The following is a 23,750-nucleotide window of genomic DNA, read 5'->3' on the forward strand; positions in this document are numbered from 1 at the left end:
TGGCTTCGCGTCGGGCACTGCGGACATGAGTTACTCCGGTTCGTCCGCAGTGTGGGACGGCTCCGAGAGTCCACCGAGCTGGCGTCGGCTGGTGACGCCGAGCTTCCGGTAGACGCTGGACAGGTGGACCTCCACTGTCTTGGCCGTGACGAACAGCTGCTGCGCGATCTCCCGGTTGGTGTGCCCGCCGACGGCGAGGTCGTAGACCCGTTGCTCACTCGGTGTCAGCGACTGCAGACCGGTGACCGCATGGCGCCGCGGGCGAATTCCGGCCACATGCAGCTCGTCCTTGATCTGCTGGACGAGGGGCGCCGCGCTACGGGACTCGGCGATGTCCAGGGCGTCGCTGAGCAAGGTCCGCGCCTGGCTCCGTACGCCGTGCCGGCGCAGCGCCGCCCCGTAGTCCGCCAGCGCCTTGGCGTACTCCAGGCGGGCCGGGGAGCCCTCCAGCCGGGTGACCGCCTGGCGCAGCAGACCGACGTCCGCGTTGCCCTCGCACAGCGTGCCGGCGATGCGCAGCGCGCGGCCGAGGGCCCGGGGCGCGCTCCAGTAACGGGCCAGTCTGAGCTCGGCGTCGGCCATGGTCCTGGCCTCCTCGTCCCGGCCGAGCAGATGCAGGCACAGGGCAGCCTCCGACCGCCAGGGGACGATGGCGGGGTTGTCCCCGCCGGCCGCGCTGAACGACGCGCCTGCAGCCAGCGCGGTATTGAGGGCCTCCGTCGTGCGGCCCTGGAGGCGCAGGAGGTGGGAGCGGCTGTACAGCACGCAGTACATCAGCCCGGTGAGCGGCGCGGGATCGGGAACTCCGGTCCACTCCAGTGTGGCCTGCGCACGCGACAGCGCACCCTGCTCGATCTGCACCTCGGCCTGGACGGGGCCGAGGAGCAGCCGGCGCAGATGCAGCGAGGACGCGTCGACGGCGTGCATCGCGTCCGAGGCGTCCGCGGCGGCCTCGTCGAGATTGCCCTGGTACAGCCACGCCATCGCGCGGTAGCACAGGGCGCCGGTCAGGTCGTTGACCGACCCCTGCCGGTGCGCCTGCTCGACCGCGGCGTCCAGACTGCCCAGGACCTCCCTGCGGTCGGCGCTGATCAGAGCCAGCCAGCCGAAGGACAGCGACATCTGTCCGTCGGACGGCCTGGTCGGCGCGTCGTGGAGCGCGCGCTGTGCCCGGACGACCGCCCGCGGGTCGCCGATGACCGCGTCGTGCCCGGCGATGACGCAGTCCAGGTACCGGCCGCCCATGCTCTCGCTCGGTTTGGGGGAGCGCAGTGCCGCAACGCGGCCGAGGATGTCCTTACGCAGATCCGGCCGGCCGGGTTCGTAGAGCGGGATCGACAGGATGCAGGCGTTCAGCTGGTAGATCAGCTCGGTGTCCTGCGGTGTCGTATCGGCCAGGGCCTGCTGCCAGATCGCCAGGGCTTCTTCGGCGCGCCGCAGCGCGAGCAGCGCGTCGCCGAGGGCCAGTGCGATTTCGACGCGCTGCCGGGACGGCCCGGACAGCTCGTGTGCCTCCGTGAGATACGGAACGGCTGCCGCGCTGTCCACCCGCCGCATGGCGCTGCCGAGGGTGAAGAGCAGGTCGAGCCGGTCACCGGTTGGCGGGGGCTCGGCCAGGGCGCGGCGCAGATACTTCGCCGCGGTCTCCGGGGAGCCGCGGGCCAGGGCGCTCCGCGCCGCCGCCCACAGCAGGTTCACGGTCTCGGCGTCCCCGGAGGGCAAGGTGCGCAGCAGGTGCAGGGCGACTTTCTCGATCTCGACCTTGGAGTCCCGGAGCAGGTGCGCGGCGGTCCGGTGTGCGCGGTGGCAATCGGCCGGTGGGATCTCCTCGTACACGGCGGCACGCACGAGCGGATGCACAAACCCCCACCGGGGGTTCATCACGTCCATCGGTACGGCGGTGTGGAGGATTTGGGCGTGTTCGAGGTTCTTCGCTGCCTGAAGTGCCTCGTCTCTGTCAAGCCCCGCCAGCTCCGCCGCATGACTGAGGTTCGCACCGTCTCCGAGCACCGCGATGGCCCAGGTCAGTGGCCCACAGCTTTGGGGGAGGCGCCGCATCCACATCGCCACCCGCCGGGCGATCGCGCGCGGGCCCAGGGCGTAGACCTGCGGAATGTGCACCGCGATGGGTACGACGTGCTCGGCGGCGAGTGCCTCGGTGAGCTCCTTGAGCAGGAGGGGATTCCCGCCGGTAGCAGACCAGCAGGCGGAGAGGAAGTCGCGGTCCTCCGGTTCGGGTGCCCCGGATTTCGCGAATTCACTGATGACGAGCGAGGCCGATGCCTCGGCACTCAACCTGGACGGACAAACGAGCACCGATGGCGATGCGGTGACAATCTGGTCGAGTGTATGCGACTGGGAATTCGTTTCAAATGGTCTGAGGGTCCCCACCACGCAGACCGGGATGTCCTCGAGGCGCGGCATAAGATAATTGAGAAACTTCAGCGAATCGCTGTCCGCCCAGTGCAGATCGTCGACGGCAATGATGAGGGGCTGCTCATCGCAGATATCTGCGGTCAGCCAGTACAGCCCATGAAGCATGGAGAAATCCCCGCCGGGGGAGCGTTCGGGAACCACTCTCTTCAGTACGATCGCCGCCTGACCTGCGGTGCCGGACAGGATACGTTGTCGATCTTCCACCGTCATCCGTGCAAGGAGCGGTTCGAAGAGCTGCCGTACCACTCCGAAGGGGAAGTCGCTCTCGAATTCCGATCCTCGCGCGCAGGCCACCTGAAAACCGGCGGAAACAGCGATCCGCTTGGCTTCGGACAGCAGACTGGTTTTTCCGATTCCGGGCGCACCTTCGATCATCACGGCTTCTCCATGGCCGCCGCGGGTCGCATCCATCGCCGCCCGCAAGACCTTGAGCTCGCCGCTTCGCTCGTACAGTCCGGCCATATGCGGCATACATTCCAGTATGCGCGACAGGGCCATGGGGGTGCCCGTTCAGGAGTGCCCGTGGACCCGGTTCGGCCGGGGATCCGGCGGGCCGTGCAGCTCAAGCACCTGGAGGATCTGCGCCGCGGCCTTGGTGAGTCGACCGCGTCGGAACCCCTGTGCGGGTCCTATGCCCTGGATCTCAGCATCCGCTTCTCCCGCGCGCCATGAGTGGGCGAGCGCCACGGGCTGCGGACCTGGAGGGCCGTCGGCGCGTGGAACAGCGCATCTGCGTGGTGTCCAGGTGCTGCCCACTGCCGGGCCCGTGCGGCGCGCCAAGGGAGATTTTATCGGTCTGCTCCGTAGCGGAGCCCGTCGAGGAGCCGGTCGAGGAGGCGGCCGGCCCGTTCACGTTGGGTGGGAGCGCCGGTGATCAGTGCGACGCCGGCGAGGCTGAAGCCGACGTCGAGGGGGTCGATGTCCGGTCGCATGAGGCCCGCTTCGGCGTCGGCGTGCAGCAGGGTGCCGATCGCGGTGCCGAGCTTGTCGAGCGTCTCGGCGAAGGGGTCCGCGCCGGATGCGACCGCGGCCCGCAGGGCGTCCGCCATGCCGTGCTTGGCGCATGGGTAGAGGGACGGTGCGCGTTTTGCCTCCCTTGGGGAGGTAAAAGTACGGCCGACCTTTCGAGTCCCACCTGAGCTGGCGCCGGACGTTCACCACGCCCGCTGCGAAATCGAAGTCATCCTTGGCCAGCCCAAAGGCCCTCCTTGCTTGCGAAATGATGGGCCTACGTACCGTTTACTGGGCCTTTGAGAGACTTGCCTCCAATTAGCGGTGTTCTGAGAAGCTTCCGCTTAATTCCGTTACATGACCGGCGATACAAGGACACAGGCCACTTCTAGCCTGCTTCTCCAGACGAAGGCGGTAGCCAGCTCAACGGCCCACCTACCTGGCAGAGGCCGCCCGTTCGCGCCTTCGTGTTCTGTCCGGATCGACACCTCCTGGAGTGACACATGTTGAAGCAGTTATCGCCGCGCCGTGGTGGCCTTCGTCTCGCGGCAGGAGTCGCAGTGGCGGCCACCGCGGCGCTCGGTCGGAGCCTGTGCGGTTCCTCGGATCCACATTGCGTACCGCCGGAAAGCATGGCATTCGTGCCGAGGCATCCCTCTGCATTGCCTCACCTGGCTGAGGGACTGAGTGCGGCACCCACACGGTCGGCCCAGCAGCCTAGTGATCACCGGCGGGTGCGGTGCGTTCTGTGCCCGTCGTCCCGGCCACCTCACCGGTCGGCGGCCCTGTGCCCCCGCCTCCCGTTCCAGGAGCGTCCGGCAGGCACAGGGGCGAGGAAGCGCTGCCAGCGATGTCGTCGACGAGCAGCACGTCCAGGCCCGTCAGGTCGCCGAGCGAGGCGGGGTTTCGGGCGGCCGGCAGCCGGGTCTTGGCGGCATTGATGCCGTCGTCGGTGGTGTGGGTGACCTCGACGGTCCGCACGTCGCGGATCCCGAGACGATGGGCGAGCCAAACCGCCGGGAGCACACCGCCGCGCATGGTGCCTACCACGGCTTGCCGATGTGGAGGCTGGGTGGAGATCCGCCCAGCCTCCGGTGCGTCGGCGGGCAGGCATCCGCCTGGCCGGAGCTCCGTGCGGGGCCGGTGGAGTGGGGCGTTCCGCCGCACTGGAGGCCCGTCAGCGTTCAGTGCGACCAAAGAGCTCTTCGTCTCACACATCTCTCACAAACGAGAGCGCACGGGAGCACGCGAGAACCTCTGACCTGGACATTCGCCGTTGCCACGGACCACGGCGGACCAGGTAGATATTACATAGGCTAGGAGCATGGCCTACGAAATTCCGGTGACGCAAGCCCGAGCGGAGCTGGCGGATCTGATCAACCGCGTTGTCTATGGCGGTGAGCGGGTGGTCGTCACCCGTCACGGCAAGCCGCTGGTTGCCCTGGTGTCCGCCGCTGACCTGCAGCTACTTGAAGAGCTGGGGCGGCGTGAGCAGGGTGCGGAGGAGGAGCAGGTGATCAGCACGGTCTCCACCGTGCGGCAGCTGCCGTCCGCTCCGGGCGAATGGCGACGGTTCGGTATCGCCGCAGAACACCGCGACCCGGCTGCCGGGGACCGGCGGCCGGGTCGCGAGAGCTGACGGTCAGCGTGTGCTGACCGTGCGAGGGTGCAGGTGGATCAGGAGCTGAGCTCCCACAGCGCGTGCGCGATGGCGTCGGTGTTGTTGTCCAGCGCCTTGTCGTCGATGTTCTTCGAGGTGTCGCAGGACTGGTGGTAGCAGGCGTCGAACGCCTTGCCGGCCTCGCCGCCCCAGTTCTTCGCCTGCTCCTCGGTCTTCTTGTAGTCGGCGCCGGAGAAGAGGCCGCCGACGCGGATGCCGACGTCCTTGAAGGAGGCGTGGTCCGAGCGGCCGTCGCCCTCGGTCTCCTTCTCGGTGGCGAGGTTCTTCTTGGCGAAGAAGTCCTTGAAGACCTTCTCCAGGCGGGTGTCGTCGTCGTAGACGAAGTAGCCCGGGTTCGGCGAGCCGATCATGTCGAAGTTCAGATATGAGTCGATCTTCGACTTGTCGGCGCCGAGCTTGTCGACGTAGGCCCGCGAGCCGACCATGCCGTCCTCTTCGTCGCCGAACCAGGCGAACCGGAGGTGCTTGGTGGGCTTGAGCTCCGCCTTGGCGACGGCGAGCGCCACCTCGAGGATGCCGGCCGAACCCGAGCCGTTGTCGTTGATGCCGGGGCCCTCGGACACCGAGTCCAGGTGGGCGCCGGCCATCACGGTCTTGCTCTCGTCACCGCCGGGCCAGTCGGCGACGAGGTTGTAGCCCTTGGCGCCGCCGCCGTCGAACTCCTCGACCTTGGTGGTGAATCCGGCCTTGTCCAGCTTGCCCTTGATGAAGTCGACGGACGCCTTGTAGCCCGGCTGCCCGTGGGCGCGGTTGCCGCCGTTGGCGTCGGCGATCGACTGGAGCTGGTCCAGATCGCCCTTGACGGCCTTGACGTCGATGTCCGGGGCGGCCGCCGGAGCGGTCCCGGCGTAGGCGCCGGCCGCGGTGAAGACGGTGGCGGCAACGGCGGCGACGGCGCCGGTGGCCAGCGCGGCCCGGCGTATTCGGGTGGAACGAGTCACGATATGGCTCCTGGTGTGGGGGGTTGGAGCTTGTTTTGACGCGCACATGAGAATTGCGATCACTTTCGAAATCGTCAAGAGCGCATACCGGACAGTCGTGTTCGGCGAGCGAGATGGGTCTGGTTTACGCCGATAGTGGTGATTCATGGCGCATGGCGGTCATCTGTTCCGTGGGCTTGAGTGGCCTTCAAGGGGTGGATTTCGCCACCGGATCCCCTGCCCGGCCCGGGAGGTGACGGGCCTGCGGTCGTTCCGGGAGTCGGTGGCCGCTCCGTAACGGGTGGTGATGACGCCGCGTTACCTCAGGCGTAAGAAGGGGTGCCGACACGTCCCTGGTTGTAACGCCGATGAAATCCCGCCGAACTAGCCTCCTGGCGTGGGGCTCTTGATGGCCAAGTGCTGGAAGTCGGTTTGCTCCTCCTTTAATCGCTGCGTGCTACATCTATCGACACGGGTGTGCCCACGCCTGTGACCTGGGCGAATGTGTCCGGGCGGGAAGACTGTGAGGTGGAAGGTATGCAACTGACCCCGCATGAACAGGAGCGCCTGATGATTCATGTGGCGGCAGACGTGGCCGAAAAACGCCGCTCCCGGGGGGTGAAGCTGAACCATCCGGAGTCGATTGCGCTGCTCACCGTGCACATCCTCGAAGGCGCCCGGGACGGCCGTACCGTCGCCGAGCTGATGTCCTCCGGTCGCAAGGTGCTCACTCGCGACGACGTCATGGACGGCGTCCCCGAGATGATCCACGACGTGCAGGTCGAGGCCACCTTCCCCGACGGCACCAAGCTCGTCACCGTTCACGAACCCATCAACTGAACGGGGAGAGCAGACAATGATCCCGGGCCAGATCCTCCACGCCGACGAGCCGGTGCGCCTCAACGAAGGCCTTCCCTGCACACGGATGACCGTCCTCAACGCCGCCGACCGCCCCGTCCAGGTCGGCTCCCACTACCACTTCGCCGAGGCTAATCCCGGCCTCGACTTCGATCGCGCGGCCGCGCACGGCAAGCGGCTGAACGTCCCGGCCGGCTCCGCCGTGCGCTTCGAGCCCGGCATCCCCACCGAGGTCGAACTCGTCCCCATCGGGGGCAAGCGCATCGTCATGGGCCTGCGGGGCGAGACCGGAGGCACCCTCGATGGCTGAACTCACCCGCCAGGCGTACGCCGACCTCTTCGGCCCCACCGCCGGCGACCGCATCCGGCTCGCCGACACCGACCTCGTCATCGAGATCACCGAAGACCGCTCGGGCGGGCCCGGCCGGGCCGGCGACGAGGCCGTCTTCGGCGGTGGCAAGGTGATCCGCGAATCGATGGGCCAGTCCCGCGCCACCCGTGCCGAGGGCACCCCCGACACCGTGATCACCGGCGCGGTCGTGCTCGACCACTGGGGCATCGTCAAGGCCGACGTCGGCATCCGCGACGGCCGGATCGCCGCCCTCGGCAAGGCCGGCAACCCCGAGACCATGGACGGCGTCCACCCCGACCTGGTCATCGGCCCCGAGACCGAGGTCATCGCGGGCAACGGCAAGATCCTCACCGCCGGCGCCATCGACACCCATGTGCACTTCATCTGCCCGCAGCAGGCGGACGAGGCGCTGGCCTCCGGCGTCACCACGATGATCGGCGGCGGCACCGGACCTGCCGAGGGCAGCAAGGCCACCACCATCACCCCCGGCGCCTGGCATGTCGCCCGGATGCTGGAGTCGATGGACTCGCTCCCGGTCAACGTGGGACTGCTCGGCAAGGGCAACACCACCTCCCTCGCGTCGATGCGGGACCAGCTGCGGGCCGGCATCCTCGGCTTCAAGATCCACGAGGACTGGGGCGCCACGCCCGCCGTCCTCGACGCCTGTCTGACCGTCTGCGAGGAGAGCGGCGCGCAGCTCGCCGTCCACACCGACACCCTCAACGAGGCCGGCTTCCTCGGCGACACCCTCGCCGCCATCGCCGGCCGGTCGATCCACGCCTTCCATGTCGAAGGCGCCGGCGGCGGCCACGCCCCCGACATGATCGCGATGGTCTCCGAGCCGAACGTCCTGCCCGCCTCCACCAACCCCACCCGGCCGCACACCGTCAACACCGTCGAGGAGCACCTCGACATGCTGATGGTCTGTCATCACCTCAACCCGGCCGTCCCCGAGGACCTGGCCTTCGCCGAGTCCCGGATCCGGCCCTCCACCATCGCCGCCGAGGACATCCTGCATGACCTCGGCGCCATCTCGATCATGGCCTCGGACGCCCAGGCGATGGGCCGGATCGGCGAGGTCGTGCTGCGCACCTGGCAGACCGCGCATGTGATGAAGCGGCGCCGCGGCGCCCTGCCCGGCGACGGCCGCGCGGACAACCACCGAGCCCGCCGCTATGTCGCGAAGTACACCCTCAACGCGGCCGTCGCCCAGGGCATCGACCATCTCGTCGGCTCCGTCGAGGACGGTAAGCTCGCCGACCTCGTCCTGTGGGACCCGGCGTTCTTCGGCGTCAAGCCGCAGCTGGTCATCAAGGGCGGCCAGATCGCCTATGCGCAGATGGGCGACGCCAATGCGTCCATCCCTACTCCGCAGCCGGTCCTGCCCCGCCCGATGTTCGGCGCCACCGGCAGGGCCCCGGGCAGCAACTCGGTCAACTTCGTCTCCCCGCAGGCCCTGGCGGACGGTCTCCCCGAGCGCCTCCCGCTGGCCAAGTCCTTCGAGGCGATCCGCAGCACCCGCGGCGTCACCAAGGCCGATATGCGGAACAACGACGCCCTGCCGCGCGTCCATGTCGACCCGGACACCTTCACGGTGACCATCGACGACGAGGTGGTCGAACCCCGTCCCGCCACCGAACTCCCCATGGCCCAGCGGTACTTCCTCTTCTGAGGTGTCACCGATGAGCACCCTGACGAAGGACACGTACCACCGATGAGCCGCGCAGCGCTGCTCGTCCTCGCCGACGGCCGGTTCCCCGCCGGCGGGCACGCCCACTCGGGCGGCGCCGAACCGGCCGTCGCCGCGGGACGTATCAAGGACGCCGCCACCCTGGAGGCCTTCTGCCGGGGCCGGCTGCACACCGCGGGCCTGGTCGCCGCGGGGCTCGCCGCCGCGGCCGCGGCCGGCCACGACCCGCTCCTTCTGGACGACGCCGCCGACGCCCGTACGCCCGTACCGGCGCTGCGGCAGGTCGCCCGGCGGCTCGGCCGGCAGATGATGCGGGCCGCCCGCGCCACCTGGCCGAGCGCCGCACTCGACGCACTCGCCGTGGCCCGCCCCCGGGGTGCCCACCAGCCCGTCGTCCTGGGCCTGGCCGCCCGGTCCGCCGGACTGCCGCCGCTCGATGCCGCGTACGCCGTGGCCTACGAGAACATCAGCGGCCCGGCCACCGCTGCGGTCCGGCTGCTGAGCCTGGACCCCTTCGACGCCACCGCGGTGCTCGCCCGCCTCACCGCCGACCTCGACCGGGTCGCGGAACAGGGCGCCGAAGCCGCGCGACGCGTCGCCACCGAAGGAGCCGACGCACTGCCCGCCGCCTCCGCGCCGCTGCTGGACATCACCGCACAGCAGCATGCCGCCTGGCCGGTACGCCTCTTCGCGTCCTGAACGCCCTCACCACACCCCTGAACGCTTACGGAGACCGGATGCATCTCGACCACAAGGACACCTTCCCCGAGCGCTACACCTACAGCGCCCCCGACCCGGTACGGGAGGACGGCACCCGGCGCGCCCTGCGGATCGGGCTGGGCGGCCCGGTCGGCACCGGCAAGACCGCCACGGTCGCCGCGCTCTGCCGGGCGCTGCGCGACGAGCTGTCCCTCGCCGTCGTCACCAACGACATCTACACCCGCGAGGACGCCGAATTCCTGCTCCGCGAGGCCGTCCTGCCCGCCGAGCGGATCTCCGCCGTCGAGACCGGCGCCTGCCCGCACACCGCCATCCGCGATGACATCTCCGCCAACCTCGAAGCCGTCGAGGACCTGGAAGAAGCGGTCGGTCCACTCGATCTCGTGCTGGTCGAATCGGGCGGCGACAACCTCACCGCGACCTTCTCGAAGGGCCTGGTCGACGCCCAGATCTTCGTCATCGACGTCGCCGGCGGCGACGACATCCCCCGCAAGGGCGGCCCCGGCGTCACCACCTCCGACCTCCTCGTCATCAACAAGACCGACCTCGCCCCCTACGTCGGCGTCGACCTCGACGGCATGGCCCGCGACGCCAAGGCCCAACGCGGCGACCTCCCCGTCGCCTTCACCGCGCTGAAGTCGGCGAACGGCGTCCAGCCCGTGACGGAGTGGGTCCGGGAGCGGCTGGCGGACTGGACCGCGGGCCCGGCATGACCCTCGCCCTCCCCACGTCGGTGGTGCCGCCGCAGACCGTCGCCGCGCCGGCCGCCGGCCTGCGCGCCACCGCCCGCATCGTCGCGCGGGCCGATGAGGGGGGAGGCACCGCCCGGCTGCCCGTCCTCGACGGCGACGGCCCGCTCGCGCTGCGCCGGATCCGCGGGCCCGGCCGGGAGGCCCGGGTCTGCGTCGTGGGCGCCATGAGCGCTCCCCTCGGCGGCGACCGGCTGGCCATCGAAGCCACCGCCGAGGCGGGCACCGCACTGCAGGTCACGGCCGCCGCCGCGACCGTTGCGCTGCCCGGCCGCACGGCCGACCACGCCACCTACGATGTGCGGTTGACGGTGGGCGACGGTGCCCGGCTCGACTGGCTGCCCGAACCGCTGATCTCCGCGGCCGGCAGCGCGCTGCGGATGACCACCACCGTGGAACTGGCCCCCACCGCGCACCTGGTACTCCGCGAGGAACAGGTCCTGGGGCGCAGCGGTGAGGAGACCGGCGCGCTGCGCAGCCGGCTGATCGTCCGCCGGGGCGGGCGGACCCTGCTCGACCAGGAGACGGCGTACGGGCCCGGCGCCCCCGGCTGGGACACCTCGGCCGTCCTGGACGGACACCGCGCCCTCGGTCAACTGCTCGTCGTGAAGCCGGAGTTCGAGCAGTGTCCAGTCGAGGTGCGGCTGTTGGGTGATGCGGCAGGGGAGCGGTCCGACGGCGGCGCGGCGGGGGAGCGGTCCGACGGCGGCGCGGGACAGGGGGTCCTGGCGCAGCTCGCCGGTCCCGCGGCCCTGGCCACGGCCGTCGCCCCGGACGCGCTACGGCTGCGGCGCCTGCTGGACGAGGCCGCCCGGAGCGCCGCCGCCGGGTGACGGCGGCGCTCCGCTCAGACCTCCAGGTCGGCCTCCAGCCGGGCCAGACGGTGGCGCGCCAGCGCGAGGTTGGCGCGCTTGCGGTCCAGTACCAGATACAGGAAGAGGCCGCTGCCGCTCTTGCCCGACACCGGGCGGATGATGTGGTACTGCGCGGTCAGGGTGATGAGCATGTCCTCAATGGCGCCCTGGAGTTCCAGCATCTCCATGGTGCGCATCTTGGCGCGTACGACATCGGTGTTGCCGGCCGCCGCGATATTGAGGTCCAGCGCCTGATTGTCGCCCAGGGTGGCCAGCGCCATACCGCTGGTGTAGTCGACCAGGGCGACGCCGACCGCGCCCTCGATGGTCGACATCGCGTCGGCGAGAGCGGATTCCATTTGAGCCATGAGGGGTCAGACCTTTCGATTCCTTGACGGTGTTTCCGGGTTCCGGGGGTTCCGGGGTTCTGGAATTTCTGCGTGTGGGCGGGGACGTGGGGGGTGTGCTCCAGGCGGGTGCGTGTTCCTATCGGTGGGGCGCCGTGTCCACGAGGGCGCCGATCCGTTCCGCGGCCTTCCGGGCCTGCAGATGGAGTCGCCCCACGTTGGTGTCCGTGCTGGCCACGGCCGTCAGGACCGCTCGGCGCCCGGCCGAATAGGCGGCGATGTAGCCGCCGGCACCGCGGGTCAGGGATTCCTCGAAGGCGCCCTGTCCGGTGGCCTCGGTGAGGCGTTTGGCGACGCCGATCGCGGCGGCGGTGAGCGCGGCCAGTCCGTCCGGTTCGATGTCCGGCAGATCGTGGGCGATCACCATGCCGTCCACGCTCGCCACCATCCCGCCCTGGAAATGGCGTACCTGATCGCGCAGCGTGCGCAATTCATCCCGTATCCGGGGTTCGATCGTCATCAGTCTCCTTTTCCGGGCGCGCTTTCCGATGACGCGCCTCATGGGGTGCACGGTCTTCGTGCGCAAGGGCTCACAGGTTCTCCTCCAATGCCGTACGCAGTCGGACAAGGAGGGCAATATCCGGATCGGCGGTATCGAGGAGGTCCGGAACCGGTAGTTGCCAGGTCGGGGTGGGGCGTCCTTCGGCGGGGGCCGGACTGCCGTCCAGGCAGGCGCCGGGCCGACGCCGGGGGAGTGCGGTCGGTGCCGGGGGCAGCTGAACGAGGCCAGCGGCGGCCAGGCGGCGGATGTCGAGCAGCGTCGCGAACGCGGACTGGCCGAGCAGGCGGGCCAGTTCCTGCGGGGTGTGCCGGCCGTCGGCGCGGTCCAGCAGCCGCCGTTGGCGGCCCGTGGTGGGGGCCGAGGTGCGCGGGCGGACGGGTATGACGGGGGAGGAGTCGACCGCCGCCCAGGGGTGGAGCCGGTCGAGCAGTGCCCGGCGGCGGGCCGTCGCCTGCTGGAGTGCGCCGGCGCTGATGGGCCGTACGACACCCAGCCAGTGGGCGGTCCCGGGCGTGAAGGAGGTGGCCTCGGGTGGCAGGGGGAGGGCGAAGAACGCCGCGTCGAGGAGGGCGGCGAGATGGCATATCTCCAGTTCGCTCTGGGTCAACCAGCCCTCGCTGACCAGGAATTGGGCGCCTCGCTGCTGTGGTCCCGCCCTCTCGGCGGCGTACTGCCAGCCCTGCGGCGGCACCTTGCCGGCCGCGATGAGGCGGATGCCGAGACCGGGGGCGGCGGTGCCCTCGACGCAGTAGACCGCGCCGTCGAGAAGGTAGAAACAGCCGTGCGGACCCTGGAGGGCGCCGGTGACCCGCTCGGCGGCGCACCGGTCGAGCAGCCCGGTCGGTGCGGGCGGGCGGGGGGATATGGGCAGGCCCATGGCTGGTTCCTTTGGCGTTCGTGCGGTGTGGCGGAGCGCGTTCTCAGGACGCGACCAGCTCCGCCGCCAGATCGCGCAGCCGCAGCCGGGCGACGGCGAGATTGGCCTGGGCGCGGTCGAGCCAGAGGTAGAGATAGGTCTGGCTGTCGAAGGCCGTGTGCACAAAACGGATGAGGTGATAGCTGCCCTCGGCCGTGATGATTAGGTCTTCGAGAGAGGGGCCACCGGCGCCCGAGGTGTCGAAGGTGGCGTTGCGTGCCACGGCCTGCACCACTTCGGCGGTGTCGGCGGCGGCCGCGTCATGATCGCCGTGGGGCGCCTGCCCCGCCGTGCCGAGTGTCAGACCACTGGTCCAGTCGATCAGTCCGGCGCCCAGAACGCCCGGGATTCCCATGGCCTGGGACAACACCTGATCGATACCCGGCACTTCGGATCTCCTTCGCGACGGCTCTGACAGCGCGAAAACGCCGAAGCCCTCCCGTGGCGGTGAGTGGGAGAGCCCTCACGGAAGGTTACTGAAGCTGTGCGGCTGGCACATGCCTGAGGGACAGGTCTACGGCAATTGACGTATTCTCGCCCCTGCGTGCCCCCTTGGTGGCCATCGCGCTGCCCCGCACGCCACCAGGTCGCCCCTGTCCCCGCGCTCCCCGGCGAGCGGCCCGGCCTGCTGGTTCGCCTTCTGTCGGCCGCCAACGGCCCCAAGTCCGGACCAAGTTGAGGATGTCACCGATGGGGTTCGGGTGGTGCGGGAGGGCGCGTCATGGGCCGGAGGTCTTGGCCGGAATGGTGAGGTTCCCCTGCGATGTCCGGCCGTTCGCCCGCAGTTCGGCGGCGCCGGTGTCCGCGCCGCCTACGGAGCGAACTCGTCCGGGAGGCGCCGCCTGGCGGCCATTTCCGGGCCCCGGCAGGCAACCGGCGCGGCAAGAAACCTACAGGTTGGTAAAGAAGTGCGGGTCAAACCTGTTCAAGAGGGGACGGCACACGACAGGATCCCTCCGTAAGCCTGTGATCAACGCCGCCACAAGTGGCACACCATGCAGGGGGAATTGACCACGTGAGAAAAACAGCAGCGCTCGGCGCCGCCGGAACTCTGGTGTCCGGAGCGCTTCTCGCCGGCGCGATATCCGCCACGCCCGCCCAGGCGGGTGAGCAGCACCAGCGCGGTTCGGCCGAAGCGCGCGGTGTGGCGACCGCCGCCGCACGCGCAGCCAAGAAGGGCATCGACTGGCAGGACTGCCCCGCGGACTGGGGCCTCAAGTCGCCGGTCCAGTGCGGCTATGTCACCGTCCCGGTCGACTACGCCAAGCCGAACGGCCGCACCATCAAGATCGCCGTCGACCGTGCCCTCAGCACCGGCGGCAAGAAGCAGCGCCAGGGATCCCTCCTCTACAACCCGGGCGGCCCCGGCGGCTCGGGCATGAAGTTCCCGACCCGCATCACCACCAAGAACCCGCTCTGGGCCAAGACCGCCAAGGCCTATGACTTCGTGGGCTTCGACCCCCGGGGCGTGGGTCACTCCGCGCCGATCTCCTGCATGGACCCGCAGGAGTTCGTCAAGGCGCCCAAGGCCGACCCGGTGCCCGACAGCGAGGCCGACAAGCGCGCCCAGCGCAAGCTCGCCAAGCAGTACGCCGACGGCTGTGCCGAGCGCAGCGGCAGCCTGCTGCCGCACATGACGACCCCGAACACCGCCCGCGACATCGATGTGATCCGTGCCGCGCTCGGTGAGAAGAAGCTCAACTACCTGGGCGTCTCCTACGGCACCTACCTGGGCGCGGTCTATGCGACGCTCTTCCCCGGGCACGTCCGGCGGATGCTCGTCGACAGCGTCGTCGACCCCTCCCGCGAGAAGGTCTGGTACCAGGCCAACCTCGACCAGGACCTCGCCTTCGAGACCCGCTGGGGCGACTGGAAGAAGTGGGTGGCCAAGAACGACGCCACGTACCACATCGGAAACACCCCCAAGAAGGTCCAGGCGGCCTGGGAGAAGCTGCGGGCGACCGCCAAGAAGAAGCCCATCGGCGGCGTTGTCGGCCCCGCCGAGCTGACCGGTTTCTTCCAGAACGCGCCGTACTACGACTCCATGTGGGCCTCGGTCGCCGAGGTCTGGAGCGCGTACCTCGCCGGTGACAGCAAGCCGCTGGTGGAGAACGCCGGTCCGAACCTCAAGGACACCGCGGGCAACATCGCCTCGGAGAACGGCAACGCGGTCTACACGGCCGTCGAGTGCACCGACGCCAAGTGGCCCACCAGCTGGAAGAAGTGGGACCGCGACAACACCCGCATCCACCAGCAGGCACCGTTCATGACCTGGTCCAACGCCTGGATGAACCTGCCCTGCGCCACCTGGCCCGTCAAGCAGCAGCGGCCGGTCGACGTCAAGACCGGCAAGGGTCTGCCGAACGTGCTGATCGTGCAGAGCGTCCGCGACGCGGCCACGCCCTACGGCGGCGCGGTCGAGCTGCACCGCCGCCTCAAGGGCTCCCGCCTGATCACCGAGCGGGACGCCGGATCGCACGGTGTCACCGGCGAGGTCAACCCGTGCATCAACGACCGGGTCGACGCGTACTTCCTGACCGGGAAGACCGACGCCAAGGACGTGACCTGCGCCCCGCACGCCACGCCCAAGCCGGCTACGGCCAAGGCCCTCGTGGGTGCCTTGGACCTTCCTGCCGTGCACTGATGACGGCATGAAGGGTGCCGGCACCGCATGAGGTGCCGGCACCGCAGGACGGCACGCAGGGGCGGCCGGGATCTCTCCCGGCCGCCCCTGTCGTCGTCTCAGCCCGCGATCGGTTCGACCCGTGGCTCCGCGATCGCCACATAGTCCGCCGTGGCCAGCGCCAGCGAACGGTCCAGCCGGGCCGCGTTGAAGAAGATCTCCGGCTGCTCCAGCAGCGCCGGATCGACGACCAGCGCCAGCTCCTCGTCGAAGGAGAACGGCAGGATCGTCCCGCTGACACTGCGCGCCAGCCGTTCCGCGACCTCGGGGGTGGCGAACCCGGCGTACGCACCGCCCAGCAGGGCCTTCACCGCCCCGAGATCCACCCGCCGGTCACCCGGCACGACCGCCAGCACATACCGCTTGGTCTTCTTGCTCAGCTTCACCATCACCACGAGGCACTTGGCGGCCTGCTCGACGGGGTTCCCGCGCAGCGCGCTGACCGCCTCCGTCCCCCCCTCCGCGGCGTGCTCGTAGATCCGGTAACGCGCACCGCGCTCGTCCAGCAGGCCGATCAGCTTGGTGTACGTCCCGTGGTCGGTCATCGTGGTTCCTCACTCCTGCTCTTGTTGTTCACACCGGAAAACACCGCGGAGAAGGCGGCTCTGGTGGGGGAGCCCTCCCGACGGTCCAGCACGGCGAACACGATCCGGTCGAACCAGCCGGAGAACCGGCCGCCGGGCAGCAGCGCCGCCGCGAACGCCCCCGCCACATCGGCCGGTTCATTACGGAACACCCCAGGCGCCGAGCACCAGCTGACGGTGCCCACCGGCCGCCGCGACCTCCAGCACCCGCTCCGTCTACTGCGCCAGGCCACGCAATCGGGCGCTCATCGCCGGCACCCCCGTATCCACTGCTTCACAGTGATCAAGGTACGGGGCCGGCCAGGTGCCCTGCGAACGGATATCGCCGCCCGCCCGCCGGGTTCCTCAGCCCTTCCCGCCCCGCCCCGCCAGCCACCGGTCCTCGGCCGCGTACCCGAACAGCTTCTCGTCCGGATAGAAGGCGGCCATCCGCGGGAACACCTCCCACCAGTCCCGCCCCTTGACCTGGTCGGCCAGCCAGGCCACCGTCGCGGGGAGCGACTCCTCGTACGTCGTCACCGCGCGATAGCCCAACTCCCGCTCCGCCGCGGTCATGTCGTAGACGAGCGGATGCGGGACCGACCACGGGGTGTCGCCCACGTCGGACGACGGCGGGGCACCGTCCACACGCACGATCTCGCTCTGCGGCGCGCCCATCACCGCATCCACCGCCGCCGAGATCTCGGCCACCGTCGGCGCCTGCGGATCGGCCGCGTTGAGCACCCGCGAGCCCGGCCGGCGGGCCGCCAGCCGGACCAGCTCCGCGAGATTGTCGACATGCACCGGATGGAAACGGCTGCTGCCGCCGTGGGCGAGCACCCGCACCCGGCGCCCGTCCAGCACCCGCTTGACGAAGTGCAGCTCACGGGGCAGCGGACTGTACGGGCCGTGCACGGCGCAGGCCCGCAGCAGCGTCACCGGCAGCCGGTCGCCCTGCGCCAGCAGCGCCCGTTCCAGGGCGACCTTGCGGGTGCCGTAGTCCTCGTCGCCGGGCGGCACGGTGGGCTGGGACTCCGGGACGGGCAGCGGATAGATGGGGGAGCCGTCCGGTTCGTCCATCGTCGCGAAGCTGCGCCCGCGGTCGTCCTCGTACACCACGCAACTGGAGATCACCACGGCCGAACCGATCCGGTCCGCCAGGGCCGTCAACTGCTGCGCGTGCGGGGCGCCGTACGCCACACAGTCCAGCAGCACGTCACAGCCGTCGCCGATCAGCCCGGCCAGTGCCGCATCGTCCTCCCGGTCCATCGTCACCGGGCGGACCTCCCCGGGCCAGGAGGCGTCGCGCGCGCCGTGCCGGGACGCGGCCCGCACCTCCCAGCCGTCCCGCGCCAGGGCCCGCACCGCCGCCCGCCCGATCTGCCCACTCGCCCCGATCACCACTGCGCTGCCTGAAGTCATGGCGGGACCCTACGGCCGACAGTGGGCCGGCGCCTGACGGTTCGCCTACAGCGCAAGGCGTCCGACCTCGGATGTCCGCCCCGGACCGGCCCCTCAGCGCGCGGGCCCCTTCCCGCCCCCGTGCCCCTTACCGCCCCCGTGCCCCCGCCGCCCCAGCGCCCGCGCCTGTGCCTCGGCCTTGGCCTCGCCCGCGTACGTGTCGACGTACTCCTGCCCGGACAGCGTGAGGATCGCGTACATGATCTCGTCGGTGACGGCACGCAGCGCGGTGCGTTCGTCCGCCAGCCCCGCATAGCGCGAGAAGTCCAGCGGTGCGCCGAAGCGGATGGTGATCCGCATGGCGCGCGGCAGCCGCCGGCCCGTCGGCTGCGCCTCGAACGTGCCGATCATTGCGCACGGCACCACCGGCACGCCCGCGGTGAGGGCCATCGCGGCGACGCCGGTACGCCCCTTGTAGAGCCGCCCGTCGTGCGAGCGGGTGCCCTCCGGGTAGATGCCCAGCAACCGGCCCTTGCGCAGGACGGCGAGCCCCGAGGAGAGCGCCGCCTGCGAGGCGCGGCCACCGGACCGGTCGACCGGAATCTGCCCGACACCCCGGAAGAACGCCGCGGTCAGCCGCCCCTTCAGCCCGGGCCCGGTGAAGTACTCGGCCTTGGCCAGAAACGTCACCCGGCGCGGCACGATCGCCGGCATCACGAAGTGATCGGCGAACGACAGATGATTGCTCGCGATGAGGGCCCCGCCCTCTTCCGGCACATGGCCGAGCCCCTCGATCCGCGGCCGGAACACCAGCCGCAGCAAGGGCCCGAGAAGGAGGTACTTCAGTACCTGATAGAGCACAGCGCAGCTCCCTGTTCCGTCGGCTCGCCCGGGCGGCTACCTCGTCCCGGGTACGAGCGGGCCCGGAGACGGCCAGTGAGTTTATGGGCAAGTGCCGCCGTGGGTAACCATCTTGGGCCGGATCGATGCTTACCCGTTTCCGGTGCCCAGCGGCCACCGGGTGAGCCGTGTGAGGTGAGCCCCGCCAGGGGGCGGTCCCGGCCGGACGTCGTGCGGTGACGGCCGGACGTCGTGCGGCTCCGGCCGGACGTCGTACGGCTCCGGTGGACATCCCGAGGCCCCGGCGTGACGCTGAGAGTGATGCGCACCGATGTGCACGCCCACCTGTGGAGCGAGGGCTACCTCCGGCTCCTGGAGTCCTACGGACGCCAGGAGGCCGCCGCGCACCGCGGACTGGGTGCCGGGGACGGCGCACCGGACCTGGCGGCCCGGTTCGCGAGGAACGACGCCGCCGGCATCGACCACCAGATCCTGTCCGTGTCGCCCCAGGGCCCGTACTTCGCGGACGCCGGCCAGGCGGTCACGGCCGCCCGGTACGCCAACGACCACTACGCCGGCGTCGTCCGGGACCACCCCACCCGCTTCTCCGCGTTCGCCGCGCTTCCGCTGCCGCACCTGGACCCGTCCCTGGAGGAACTGGCCCGGGCGCTGGACGAACTGGGCATGGTGGGTGTCGCAGTCACCACCGACATCCTCGGCCACAGCCTCGGTGACCCCGCCTTCACCGCGCTCTTCGAGGAACTCGACCGGCGGGGCGGTGTGCTGTCCCTGCACCCCTCCGGCCATGACGCCGGATCTCCGCTGATCGCCGCGCACCGGATGCGCTGGATGGTCGGCGCGCCGACGGAGGACACCATCTGCGCGATGCACCTCATCCTGGAGGGGATTCCCCGCCGCTTCCCCCGTCTGCGGATCATCCACTCCCATCTCGGCGGCGCCCTGCCGATGTTGCTGCCCCGCGCCGACGACCACCTCCCCTGGGAGGCCCCGGACGTCGTCGAGAAGCCCACCGAGGCGGCCCGCCGCATGTGGTACGACACCGTCGCGCACGGCCATGTCCCGGCCGTGCGCGCCGCCGCGGCCTCCTACGGCGCGGACCGGCTGCTGCTCGGCACCGACTTCCCCTACCAGAGCGGACCACAGCTGCGCCGGGCCGTCGAGTTCCTCCGGGAAGCCCTCCCGCCGGAGCAGGCCGAGGGCGTACTGACGGCGGGCGCCCGGCTGATCCGGCGGCGCGCGGCGTAGGAGGCCGGGGGCACACAGCCACCCGGCATCATCGCAGGCGCTTGCCGCCTTTCGGTAGCCGCTTTGGCATCCGCGGACAACTTTCAACTCACTCTGAGCCGTGGTGAGTTGGTGCACCGTACTGTCCGGCAACCGAGCCTGACCTCACGGTCCGGGCCGAGGACAGGAGTCATGGATGTCCCGAAAGAGAAAAGTCGGCCGACGCCAGAAGGTCATCATCTGCGTCAGTGCCGCGGCACTGGTCGGCGGCATCGCCATCGCCACCACGGGCACCAGCCAGGCATCGGCGGCGTGCGACGGACTGGCCACCGCGCTGAGCAACAATCAGAAGTTCATCGCCGACCAGCAGGCCAATCCCGACGCCCAGTCGGCAGCGCGGATCGCCAACCGGCAAGCCGTGATCAAGGAGATCCAGGCGAAGCAGAAGGCCGCCGGCTGTGCCGCGGACGGGGCCGCGGACGCGGGCGCTCCGCCGGCGGCGGACGAGCCACCCGCCGGCGGCGCGCCGTCCGCGTCGCAGGCGCCCCCCGGATCGGCGCAGCCACCCGCCTCGGACGCCCCGCCCGCGTCCGACGACTCGTCCGCCTCCGCCGCACCGCCGGCCGACGGCGGCGGCGATGTGGTGTGCCCCGGCTCGACAGTGACCCTTTCCGGCGAGGGCGGCGCACCCGCGGCGTCCAGCAACGAGTTCCCCACCGGGACCGAACTGAAGGTGACCAACCTGGACAACAACAAGTCGACGACCGTCTCCGTCACGTCGACGTCGGGCAGCTGCGTGCTGCTCAACAACGCGGCCTTCGAGGAGGTACGTGAAGAAGGCAAGTTCCTGATCCGCCGCGCCCGCATCGAGCGCGTGGGATAACCCCGGTCCGGTGGCCGGCAGCGGAGCCGCCTCCTCCGCCGCCGGCCACCCTGTCTCCCGGGCGGCATCCGCAGGCCGTACGGGCGACCTCACGGCGTGGCCGCTTGCCCGCCGGGTCGTGGCGAGGTGCCCTGGGGCCGCCGGGCGCCGCGTGTCCCTGTCGGGCTCCGGCATGTGATCCCACCGAGCGTTCCCAGGAGACCGCGATGCCCGTGAGCCGTCGACGCCGATCCGCCCGTGCCACCGTGCCCGTCACCGTGCTTGCCACCCTGTCCGCGGCCCTGCTCTGCGCCGGTCCGGCCGGCGCCGACGAGCCGCCGGCCGGCGACCAGGGCCTGCAGCTCACCGTGTCCGGAGCGGGCAGCACCTGGATCCGCGGGGTCCGGCTCAGCTGCCCGGACATCCACCGCAGACATCCGCACGCGGGCGCCGCCTGCGACGCCCTGACCTGGGCCCGCGGCGACCTGGACGCCCTGCCCGGCGAGCCGCACAACTGCACCAGGGAGTACGACCCGGTCACCGTCAGCGCGAGCGGCACCTGGCGCGGTGTCCCGGTCAACTGGCGCAAGGAGTACCCCAACGCCTGCACGATGGACTCCGCCACCGGGCCCGTCTTCCGCTTCTGAACGGCGCCCCGCGCCGACGGGATCAGACCGGCCGCGCGGCCATCACCCCGATCGTCACCAGCGCCAGCACCACCCAGGAGAACCAGACCCAGCCATTGGCGCCCAGCGCCACGGTGTAGGCGGTCACCACCACCAGTCCGCCCACTGTGCACACGGCCATCGTCCTAGCAGATCCGGGCATACCCGCACCCTCCTCACGGCGGCCCGGGACGCCGGCGAACGACGCGGGCCGCGGCCATGGGACCATCGTCCCCGGCCGCGGCCCGTACCGCCATACGCGCGACGCGCCGTCACTGCCCCCGTGCGTTGAGCGAGGCGAGGTAGGCGTTGTAGTCGGCCAGATCCTTGTCGCCGTTGCGGTCGGCCGCCCGGTCCGCGCGCTGCGACTGACGCTCCTCGGACTTGTACCACTGGAAGACCAGGGCGATCAGCACCACCACGGACGGGATTTCGCTGAAGGCCCAGGCGATACCGCCGGCGGCCGACTGGTCGGACAGCGCGTCGATCCCGAGCGAGGCGGGCGGGTTCAGGAAGGTGTCGACCATCGGCTCCGACGCCATCATCAGCGCGATACCGAAGAACGCATGGAACGGCATGCCCGCGAACAGCTCCAGCATCCGCATCACATAGCCCGGCCGGTGCGGGCCCGGGTCGACGCCCATGATCGGCCAGAAGAACACCATGCCCACCGCGAGGAAGTGCACCATCATCCCGATGTGCCCGGCCCGGGACTCCATCAGGAAGTCGAACAGCGGCGAGAAGTAGAGCGCGTAGAGGCTCGCGATGAACAGCGGGATGGTGAACGCCGGGTGCGTGATGATCCGCATGTAGCGGCTGTGCAGCAGCACCACCAGCAGTTCGCGCGGTCCCTTCCGGCCACGCCCGGCGGCCGGCAGGGCGCGCAGCGCCAGCGTCACCGGCGCCCCGAGCAGCAGCAGAATCGGCGAGAGCATGCTGATGACCATGTGCTGGACCATGTGCACGCTGAACATCGCCATGCCGTAGTCATTGAGCTGGGTGCACATCACCAGTGCCACCGTCAGGACGCCCAGGGCCCAGGCGACGGTCCGGCCCACCGGCCAGGCGTCCCCCCGGCGCCGCAGCCGGATCACCGCCCAGCCGTACAGCCCGAGCCCCAGCAGACAGCCGACGAGAAAGACCGGATCACCACCGAACTCCAGGCCCCTCCCCAGCGTGAACGGCGGCAGATCCATGTTCATGCCGTCCATGCCGTGCCCGCTGTGATCCATCCGCTCGCTCCTGATTCGTACCAATGCTCCGGCGACAAGACTAGAACCGCCCCCGGCCAGAGGATCGGCCGGGGGCGGTTCGTGCAGCGCGGAACTATCGCGCCGGGGGCACCGAGGTCACAGCACGCACTCGGCCTCGTCGTAGCGCTCCGCGGGCACCGTCTTGAGCGTCTCCACGGCCTCGGCCAGCGGCACCAGCGTGATGTCGGTGCCGCGCAGCGCCGTCATCATCCCGAAGTCGCCGCGGTGCGCGGCCTCGACGGCATGCCAGCCGAAGCGGGTGGCGAGCACCCGGTCGTACGCGGTCGGGGTGCCGCCGCGCTGGACGTGCCCGAGGATGACCGGACGCGCCTCCTTGCCGAGCCGGTTCTCCAGCTCCACGGACAGCTGCCGGGCGACGCCGGCGAACCGCTCATGGCCGTACATGTCCTTGCCGCCGATGTCGAAGGGCATGGTGCCCTCGCGCGGCTTGGCGCCCTCGGCGACCACCACGATGGCGAACTTCTTGCCGGCCTCGAACCGCTCGGCGACCCGCGCGGTGAGCTCCTCGATGTCGAACGGCCGCTCCGGCACCACGATCGCGTGCGCACCGGCCGCCATCCCCGAGTGCAGCGCGATCCAGCCGGTGTGCCGCCCCATCACCTCGACGATCATCACCCGCTGGTGCGACTCGGCGGTGGTCTTGAGCCGGTCCAGCGCCTCGGTGGCGACACCCACCGCGGTGTCGAAGCCGAACGTCACATCCGTGACCGCGATGTCGTTGTCGATGGTCTTCGGTACGCCCACGATCGGCAGCCCGGCGTCCGACAGCAGCCGCGCCGCCTTCAGCGTGCCTTCGCCGCCGATCGGGATGATCGCGTCCAGGCCCAGCTCGGCGACATGGCCGCGGGCCCGCTCCACGCCGTCCCGCAGATGCGCGGGCTGCACCCGGGACGATCCGAGGATGGTGCCGCCGCGCGCCAGGATGCCGCCGACGGCATCGAGGTCGAGCTTGCGGTAATCGCACTCCAGCAGGCCCTTCCAGCCATCGCGGAAACCGATCACCTCATCGCCGTGATCAGCGGTGGCGCGGTGGACGACGGACCGGATGACGGCGTTCAGTCCGGGGCAGTCGCCGCCGGAGGTGAGGACACCAATACGCATTGCTCGAAAAACCTCTGCAGCTCAACCGGGGGTCCCGGACCCCGTCGTCCGGTTGGATCCCGCTCACCCTACAAGCGCGG

The 23,750-nt window shown here is 70.4% G+C and carries 25 protein-coding genes and 2 pseudogenes; 11 read left to right on the forward strand and 16 right to left on the reverse strand.

What is annotated here, in order from left to right:
• Positions 1–30: 30 nt before the first annotated feature.
• From AB0C46_RS07250 to AB0C46_RS07265, 4 genes and pseudogenes are all read right to left on the reverse strand, one after another.
• Positions 31–2,295, reverse strand: a complete 2,265-nt coding sequence (locus AB0C46_RS07250; RefSeq protein WP_362826450.1) for a LuxR C-terminal-related transcriptional regulator — start codon at positions 2,293–2,295, stop codon at positions 31–33.
• Positions 2,296–2,448: 153 nt separating this feature from the next.
• Positions 2,449–2,934, reverse strand: a pseudogene (locus AB0C46_RS07255) (AAA family ATPase); the annotation flags it as partial.
• A gap of 290 nt (positions 2,935–3,224) precedes the next feature.
• Complete coding sequence (locus AB0C46_RS07260) at positions 3,225–3,485, reverse strand: hypothetical protein (protein ID WP_362826364.1); 261 nt, start codon at positions 3,483–3,485, stop codon at positions 3,225–3,227.
• A gap of 619 nt (positions 3,486–4,104) precedes the next feature.
• The gene (locus AB0C46_RS07265; RefSeq protein WP_362826365.1) at positions 4,105–4,605 is read right to left on the reverse strand and encodes a phosphoribosyltransferase family protein; all 501 of its coding nucleotides are present in this window, start codon (positions 4,603–4,605) and stop codon (positions 4,105–4,107) included.
• Between the two features lie 106 nt (positions 4,606–4,711).
• Between AB0C46_RS07265 and AB0C46_RS07270 the strand changes: the two genes are divergently transcribed.
• Complete coding sequence (locus AB0C46_RS07270; RefSeq protein WP_362826366.1) at positions 4,712–5,026, forward strand: type II toxin-antitoxin system Phd/YefM family antitoxin; 315 nt, start codon at positions 4,712–4,714, stop codon at positions 5,024–5,026.
• A gap of 38 nt (positions 5,027–5,064) precedes the next feature.
• Here the strand turns inward: AB0C46_RS07270 and AB0C46_RS07275 are convergent, their stop codons facing one another.
• Positions 5,065–6,009, reverse strand: a complete 945-nt coding sequence (locus tag AB0C46_RS07275; RefSeq protein WP_362826368.1) for a M28 family metallopeptidase — start codon at positions 6,007–6,009, stop codon at positions 5,065–5,067.
• 516 nt (positions 6,010–6,525) lie between these two features.
• On the opposite strand from AB0C46_RS07275, the gene AB0C46_RS07280 reads away from it, so the two are divergent.
• Genes AB0C46_RS07280 through AB0C46_RS07305 form a run of 6 tightly spaced genes read left to right on the forward strand, consistent with a single transcriptional unit; the run spans position 6,526 to position 11,190 of the window.
• On the forward strand, positions 6,526–6,828 hold the full coding sequence (locus tag AB0C46_RS07280) for an urease subunit gamma (protein ID WP_362826369.1): 303 nt from the start codon (positions 6,526–6,528) through the stop codon (positions 6,826–6,828).
• A 16-nt stretch (positions 6,829–6,844) separates the two neighbouring features.
• Entirely contained in the window at positions 6,845–7,156 is a 312-nt protein-coding gene (locus tag AB0C46_RS07285) for an urease subunit beta (RefSeq protein WP_362826370.1), read from the forward strand.
• Positions 7,149–8,870: an urease subunit alpha gene (locus tag AB0C46_RS07290; protein WP_362826372.1), complete on the forward strand. Its 1,722-nt coding sequence runs from the start codon at positions 7,149–7,151 to the stop codon at positions 8,868–8,870. Before AB0C46_RS07285 ends, AB0C46_RS07290 begins: the two co-directional genes overlap by 8 nt.
• 42 nt (positions 8,871–8,912) lie before the next feature.
• On the forward strand, positions 8,913–9,587 hold the full coding sequence (locus AB0C46_RS07295; protein WP_362826373.1) for an urease accessory UreF family protein: 675 nt from the start codon (positions 8,913–8,915) through the stop codon (positions 9,585–9,587).
• Positions 9,588–9,625: 38 nt separating this feature from the next.
• On the forward strand, positions 9,626–10,321 hold the full coding sequence (gene ureG, locus AB0C46_RS07300; protein ID WP_362826375.1) for an urease accessory protein UreG: 696 nt from the start codon (positions 9,626–9,628) through the stop codon (positions 10,319–10,321).
• Positions 10,318–11,190, forward strand: coding sequence for an urease accessory protein UreD (locus tag AB0C46_RS07305; protein ID WP_362826377.1), 873 nt, complete (start codon positions 10,318–10,320; stop codon positions 11,188–11,190). The genes ureG and AB0C46_RS07305 overlap by 4 nt, the downstream gene beginning before the upstream one ends.
• A gap of 14 nt (positions 11,191–11,204) precedes the next feature.
• On the opposite strand, the gene AB0C46_RS07310 is transcribed toward AB0C46_RS07305, so the two are convergent.
• The 4 genes from AB0C46_RS07310 to AB0C46_RS07325 form a co-directional block, all read right to left on the reverse strand.
• Positions 11,205–11,579 carry a hypothetical protein gene (locus AB0C46_RS07310; protein WP_362826379.1) on the reverse strand — a complete coding sequence of 125 codons (375 nt, stop codon included), beginning with the start codon at positions 11,577–11,579 and terminating at the stop codon, positions 11,205–11,207.
• Positions 11,580–11,697: 118 nt separating this feature from the next.
• A complete protein-coding gene (locus tag AB0C46_RS07315; protein ID WP_362826381.1) occupies positions 11,698–12,078 on the reverse strand; it encodes a roadblock/LC7 domain-containing protein in 381 nt (126 codons plus the stop codon).
• Between the two features lie 70 nt (positions 12,079–12,148).
• Entirely contained in the window at positions 12,149–12,997 is an 849-nt protein-coding gene (locus AB0C46_RS07320) for a hypothetical protein (protein WP_362826383.1), read from the reverse strand.
• Positions 12,998–13,040: 43 nt separating this feature from the next.
• A complete protein-coding gene (locus AB0C46_RS07325) occupies positions 13,041–13,424 on the reverse strand; it encodes a hypothetical protein (RefSeq protein ID WP_362826384.1) in 384 nt (127 codons plus the stop codon).
• Between the two features lie 627 nt (positions 13,425–14,051).
• Between AB0C46_RS07325 and AB0C46_RS07330 the strand changes: the two genes are divergently transcribed.
• Positions 14,052–15,680, forward strand: a complete 1,629-nt coding sequence (locus tag AB0C46_RS07330) for an alpha/beta hydrolase (protein WP_362826385.1) — start codon at positions 14,052–14,054, stop codon at positions 15,678–15,680.
• A 98-nt stretch (positions 15,681–15,778) separates the two neighbouring features.
• On the opposite strand, the gene AB0C46_RS07335 is transcribed toward AB0C46_RS07330, so the two are convergent.
• From AB0C46_RS07335 to AB0C46_RS07350, 4 genes and pseudogenes are all read right to left on the reverse strand, one after another.
• A complete protein-coding gene (locus AB0C46_RS07335; protein WP_362826386.1) occupies positions 15,779–16,264 on the reverse strand; it encodes a YbaK/EbsC family protein in 486 nt (161 codons plus the stop codon).
• Positions 16,261–16,516 (reverse strand): annotated as a pseudogene (locus AB0C46_RS07340) (TIGR02452 family protein); the annotation flags it as partial. The gene AB0C46_RS07335 and the pseudogene AB0C46_RS07340, both read right to left, overlap by 4 nt.
• 132 nt (positions 16,517–16,648) lie before the next feature.
• Complete coding sequence (locus AB0C46_RS07345; protein ID WP_362826388.1) at positions 16,649–17,704, reverse strand: NAD-dependent epimerase/dehydratase family protein; 1,056 nt, start codon at positions 17,702–17,704, stop codon at positions 16,649–16,651.
• A gap of 93 nt (positions 17,705–17,797) precedes the next feature.
• On the reverse strand, positions 17,798–18,544 hold the full coding sequence (locus AB0C46_RS07350) for a lysophospholipid acyltransferase family protein (RefSeq protein WP_362826390.1): 747 nt from the start codon (positions 18,542–18,544) through the stop codon (positions 17,798–17,800).
• Positions 18,545–18,844: 300 nt separating this feature from the next.
• On the opposite strand from AB0C46_RS07350, the gene AB0C46_RS07355 reads away from it, so the two are divergent.
• From AB0C46_RS07355 to AB0C46_RS07365, 3 genes are all read left to right on the forward strand, one after another.
• Positions 18,845–19,789 (forward strand): amidohydrolase family protein, encoded by a 945-nt coding sequence (locus AB0C46_RS07355; protein WP_362826392.1) that lies wholly within the window; start codon positions 18,845–18,847, stop codon positions 19,787–19,789.
• A 175-nt stretch (positions 19,790–19,964) separates the two neighbouring features.
• Positions 19,965–20,651, forward strand: a complete 687-nt coding sequence (locus tag AB0C46_RS07360) for a hypothetical protein (protein WP_362826393.1) — start codon at positions 19,965–19,967, stop codon at positions 20,649–20,651.
• 206 nt (positions 20,652–20,857) lie between these two features.
• On the forward strand, positions 20,858–21,277 hold the full coding sequence (locus AB0C46_RS07365; protein WP_362826395.1) for an SSI family serine proteinase inhibitor: 420 nt from the start codon (positions 20,858–20,860) through the stop codon (positions 21,275–21,277).
• Between the two features lie 22 nt (positions 21,278–21,299).
• On the opposite strand, the gene AB0C46_RS07370 is transcribed toward AB0C46_RS07365, so the two are convergent.
• From AB0C46_RS07370 to AB0C46_RS07380, 3 genes are all read right to left on the reverse strand, one after another.
• Positions 21,300–21,458 carry a hypothetical protein gene (locus AB0C46_RS07370; RefSeq protein ID WP_362826396.1) on the reverse strand — a complete coding sequence of 53 codons (159 nt, stop codon included), beginning with the start codon at positions 21,456–21,458 and terminating at the stop codon, positions 21,300–21,302.
• Between the two features lie 109 nt (positions 21,459–21,567).
• The gene (locus AB0C46_RS07375; protein ID WP_362826398.1) at positions 21,568–22,527 is read right to left on the reverse strand and encodes a cytochrome c oxidase assembly protein; all 960 of its coding nucleotides are present in this window, start codon (positions 22,525–22,527) and stop codon (positions 21,568–21,570) included.
• Positions 22,528–22,644: 117 nt separating this feature from the next.
• Complete coding sequence (locus AB0C46_RS07380; RefSeq protein WP_362826400.1) at positions 22,645–23,670, reverse strand: 6-phosphofructokinase; 1,026 nt, start codon at positions 23,668–23,670, stop codon at positions 22,645–22,647.
• Positions 23,671–23,750 lie beyond the last annotated feature (80 nt).

The organism is Streptomyces sp. NPDC048637, assembly GCF_040650675.1.
Taxonomy (GTDB): Bacteria; Actinomycetota; Actinomycetes; order Streptomycetales; family Streptomycetaceae; genus Streptomyces.

What these genes read in the sequence shown, in the direction of transcription:
- AB0C46_RS07320 (WP_362826383.1), bottom strand. Translation starts at nt 12,997, where the DNA reads ATGGGCCTGCCCATATCCCCCCGCCCGCCCGCACCGACCGGGCTGCTC.
- ureG (WP_362826375.1), top strand. Translation starts at nt 9,626, where the DNA reads ATGCATCTCGACCACAAGGACACCTTCCCCGAGCGCTACACCTACAGC.
- AB0C46_RS07375 (WP_362826398.1), bottom strand. Translation starts at nt 22,527, where the DNA reads ATGGATCACAGCGGGCACGGCATGGACGGCATGAACATGGATCTGCCG.
- AB0C46_RS07285 (WP_362826370.1), top strand. Translation starts at nt 6,845, where the DNA reads ATGATCCCGGGCCAGATCCTCCACGCCGACGAGCCGGTGCGCCTCAAC.
- AB0C46_RS07380 (WP_362826400.1), bottom strand. Translation starts at nt 23,670, where the DNA reads ATGCGTATTGGTGTCCTCACCTCCGGCGGCGACTGCCCCGGACTGAAC.
- AB0C46_RS07360 (WP_362826393.1), top strand. Translation starts at nt 19,965, where the DNA reads ATGTCCCGAAAGAGAAAAGTCGGCCGACGCCAGAAGGTCATCATCTGC.
- AB0C46_RS07365 (WP_362826395.1), top strand. Translation starts at nt 20,858, where the DNA reads ATGCCCGTGAGCCGTCGACGCCGATCCGCCCGTGCCACCGTGCCCGTC.
- AB0C46_RS07295 (WP_362826373.1), top strand. Translation starts at nt 8,913, where the DNA reads ATGAGCCGCGCAGCGCTGCTCGTCCTCGCCGACGGCCGGTTCCCCGCC.
- AB0C46_RS07355 (WP_362826392.1), top strand. Translation starts at nt 18,845, where the DNA reads ATGCGCACCGATGTGCACGCCCACCTGTGGAGCGAGGGCTACCTCCGG.
- AB0C46_RS07335 (WP_362826386.1), bottom strand. Translation starts at nt 16,264, where the DNA reads ATGACCGACCACGGGACGTACACCAAGCTGATCGGCCTGCTGGACGAG.
- AB0C46_RS07265 (WP_362826365.1), bottom strand. Translation starts at nt 4,605, where the DNA reads ATGTGTGAGACGAAGAGCTCTTTGGTCGCACTGAACGCTGACGGGCCT.
- AB0C46_RS07270 (WP_362826366.1), top strand. Translation starts at nt 4,712, where the DNA reads ATGGCCTACGAAATTCCGGTGACGCAAGCCCGAGCGGAGCTGGCGGAT.
- AB0C46_RS07345 (WP_362826388.1), bottom strand. Translation starts at nt 17,704, where the DNA reads ATGACTTCAGGCAGCGCAGTGGTGATCGGGGCGAGTGGGCAGATCGGG.
- AB0C46_RS07280 (WP_362826369.1), top strand. Translation starts at nt 6,526, where the DNA reads ATGCAACTGACCCCGCATGAACAGGAGCGCCTGATGATTCATGTGGCG.
- AB0C46_RS07315 (WP_362826381.1), bottom strand. Translation starts at nt 12,078, where the DNA reads ATGACGATCGAACCCCGGATACGGGATGAATTGCGCACGCTGCGCGAT.
- AB0C46_RS07310 (WP_362826379.1), bottom strand. Translation starts at nt 11,579, where the DNA reads ATGGCTCAAATGGAATCCGCTCTCGCCGACGCGATGTCGACCATCGAG.
- AB0C46_RS07370 (WP_362826396.1), bottom strand. Translation starts at nt 21,458, where the DNA reads ATGCCCGGATCTGCTAGGACGATGGCCGTGTGCACAGTGGGCGGACTG.
- AB0C46_RS07290 (WP_362826372.1), top strand. Translation starts at nt 7,149, where the DNA reads ATGGCTGAACTCACCCGCCAGGCGTACGCCGACCTCTTCGGCCCCACC.
- AB0C46_RS07260 (WP_362826364.1), bottom strand. Translation starts at nt 3,485, where the DNA reads ATGGCGGACGCCCTGCGGGCCGCGGTCGCATCCGGCGCGGACCCCTTC.
- AB0C46_RS07305 (WP_362826377.1), top strand. Translation starts at nt 10,318, where the DNA reads ATGACCCTCGCCCTCCCCACGTCGGTGGTGCCGCCGCAGACCGTCGCC.